5 protein-coding genes are annotated in these 2,628 nt (G+C 39.6%); 4 read left to right on the top strand and 1 reads right to left on the bottom strand.

Annotated elements, in window-relative coordinates:
• Positions 1-222 (top strand): hypothetical protein (locus tag BUC45_RS07305; RefSeq protein WP_296971273.1); only part of this gene is annotated, 222 nt, incomplete at its 5' end.
• Between the two features lie 354 nt (positions 223-576).
• The gene (locus tag BUC45_RS07300) at positions 577-798 is read left to right on the top strand and encodes a sulfurtransferase TusA family protein (protein ID WP_296971272.1); all 222 of its coding nucleotides are present in this window, start codon (positions 577-579) and stop codon (positions 796-798) included.
• 9 nt (positions 799-807) lie between these two features.
• Here BUC45_RS07300 and BUC45_RS07295 read toward each other — a convergent pair whose 3' ends face one another.
• On the bottom strand, positions 808-1,710 hold the full coding sequence (locus BUC45_RS07295; protein WP_296971270.1) for a selenium metabolism-associated LysR family transcriptional regulator: 903 nt from the start codon (positions 1,708-1,710) through the stop codon (positions 808-810).
• Between the two features lie 135 nt (positions 1,711-1,845).
• Here BUC45_RS07295 and BUC45_RS07290 point away from each other — a divergent pair, with 135 nt between their 5' ends.
• Both BUC45_RS07290 and BUC45_RS11995 read left to right on the top strand, forming a co-directional pair.
• A complete protein-coding gene (locus BUC45_RS07290) occupies positions 1,846-2,514 on the top strand; it encodes a YeeE/YedE thiosulfate transporter family protein (protein ID WP_296971269.1) in 669 nt (222 codons plus the stop codon).
• A gap of 33 nt (positions 2,515-2,547) precedes the next feature.
• On the top strand, positions 2,548-2,628 hold an 81-nt coding region (locus BUC45_RS11995), incomplete at its 3' end, for a sulfurtransferase TusA family protein (protein ID WP_353682114.1).

Genomic DNA, 2,628 nt, shown 5'->3' with positions numbered 1-2,628 from the left:
TCAATAGGAAAAATTGCAATTGAGCGAAAAGAGCAGGCCGGAAAAGATGGCCTGCTCTTTTCTGGCTCAACTGCAATTCTTTCCTTATTTATTATACCACATCGTAGCATAGCTTCAATCAAATGGGTCTTTGACAGTTACAACTTTTTAAAAACTATTCAAAGCCCTGCAATCAATGGATTTTCATATCAAATTTATTTTTGTAAAGTACCTAATTTTTAGTGATTTACGTTTAAATTAAAATTCTACTTTCCGACATAACCTAAATGGTGTAACTTATCAATAAACACAGTATTACCAAGGTTTATAAGATTTATTCCTAAAAATCACGCACTTTTTATAAGCGAGAATATGTTAAATATAATGGTAGGGAATATGTTAATATAATGGTAGGGGAGACCATTGGTCTCCCGCTCTCCCTTTCTCGTTTATTGCTCTCTTTTCTATCTTCATTTCTTATTATATTATATTATAAACGGGAACAGTATTCCTGTATTTTTAGGATATAAAGGTTTTGAATTTACCTTAATATCTTAAAAAGTAGTCATGCAACGGCTTGAAAAGGGGTGAAGGTAGTTGACAGAACATTACATTGATGCAATAGGTTTCATGTGTCCGGTGCCTAATATGATGGTGCAGGAAAAATTAGAGCAGATTAAACCGGGAGATGTTATTATACTTGAAACAGACCACAGTTGTGCAGCCGTAAGTATAATAAATGACATGAAAAAGAAAAAAATCCGAGCTACATCCCGCGAGATTGATAATGGCATATGGCGTGTAACGATAAAGCTATAAATCCTAAACCTAGCAAAATCCGCGGCTCGGAAGGTGCAAAAACTTTATAAATGCCCTTGCCACAGTGCTTTGGGCTTTTTCTGTTTTGTAGGCAAGGTAAATCTTTTGCTTTAATGGGATGCCCTTAATATCAACAGCCTTAAGGGTCTTATTGTGCAGTTCTTTTTTAAGGGCAAGCCTTGACATTATGGATATGCCATGACCTGCTTCCACAGCAGCTTTGATGGAGTCCACGCTGCTGAGCTCCATGACGATATTGAGGGAGGAAATATCAATTCCTGCAGAGCGCAGGCAATTTTCCACAACCTGCCGAGTGCCGGAACCGTGCTCCCTCATTATAAGGGGCTGTTTTACAAAGTCCTCCGGCAGCAAATATTTTTTGCTATTCCAGGGTTCTTTATTCGGTACTATAACTGTCATATCATCGGTGGCTATTTCTTCAATAGCAAAAGGACCTGAAACCCGATCGCCCTCAATAACTGCCACATCAATTATTTCATCTTTTAAGTCATTAATAACCTGTGCTTGATTTCCCACCTTTAATTTTAAATTTGTTTCGGGGTATTTCTCTTTAAATATAAAGATACTACACGGTACTGCATAACCGCCAACAACTGAAGTAGCTCCAATAGTAAGGCTGCCCTCTACCGAGGCGCGCAGGCTGTCCATCTTTGATTCCAGTTCGTCAAAAAGGTCTGCTATCTTGGTAGAATAATCGTAAAGCAGCTTACCTGCTTCGGTCAAACTGGTACCTCGATTACTTCTTTCAAGGAGCTGTATCGAGAAATAATTTTCTAATTGCTTTATTTGCTGAGAAAGAGCCGGCTGAGTAATAAAAAGTTCCTCAGCAGCCTGAGTGAGCGAGCCGGTTTTGGCTACGGCGGCAAATGCCTTTAAAAAGTCGATATTCATAGGTAATCACCTTTTCCTGATATAAGCTATTCTTATAGTAGCATAAAATTAGTTAATTTTACAACTATTCATAAGGCAAGTATAATTGAGATAGTGAAGGAAATCACAAGTACAATCTTTACAGGAGGTGTTTTTGTGGCACAATCAGAAGTTTCACTGAAATCGAGGGTAAAATCAAAACCCGCTGCTAAAAAGAAGAATCAGATCGGTTACGGCATCGCACTGCTTGCACTAATAATTGTTTTTGGCTGGTATTTATCTACTATAGCAACTTCAGTTGCTCTTCGCTGGATGATTGGAATTGTTTTTGGGTTTATTCTACAGCGCTCTAGGTTTTGCTTTACTGCAGCTATGAGGGATCCGTTTTTAACAGGCAGTACATCACTTTTAAGAGCGGTTATCATAGCAATATTGGTGGCCATGATAGGATTTTCAGCGGTACAATTTGCAGCAGTAAGCGCAGGAGAGGCTGTTCCCGGCAACATAAGCCCTGTGGGAATCCATACCCTACTCGGAGGAATTATCTTTGGGATAGGAGCAGTTATCGCCGGCGGCTGTGCGTCGGGGACTTTGATGAGGGTAGGCGAAGCATATGTGATGAACATGGTGGCATTGGTGTTTTTCGTCATTGGCTCAGGATTTGGAGCATATATCTTCGGCTGGGTAAAAGACAACATAGTGCGCTCATCACCGGCGATATTTCTTCCTGACGTGCTCGGTTGGCCCCTAGCCTTCTTCGGGCAGATACTAGTACTTTTCGGATTATATTGGCTGGCTTTTTGGTGGGATTATAGAGAAGTATAAAATTTTAAAAGTATAAAAAAGGAGAGGATATAAATGGCAGAAGTATATCTTGATTGTTTAGGAGAGGCTTGTCCCGTACCCCTTATAAAAACTCAAAATAAGTTAAAGGAGCTC

It is taken from the genome of Tepidanaerobacter sp. EBM-38 (assembly GCA_001896545.1).
Classification (GTDB): Bacteria; Bacillota; Thermosediminibacteria; order Thermosediminibacterales; family Tepidanaerobacteraceae; genus Tepidanaerobacter.
Note: the sequence above shows the minus strand (reverse complement) of the source record. Positions and strands in the feature narration are given on the sequence as shown.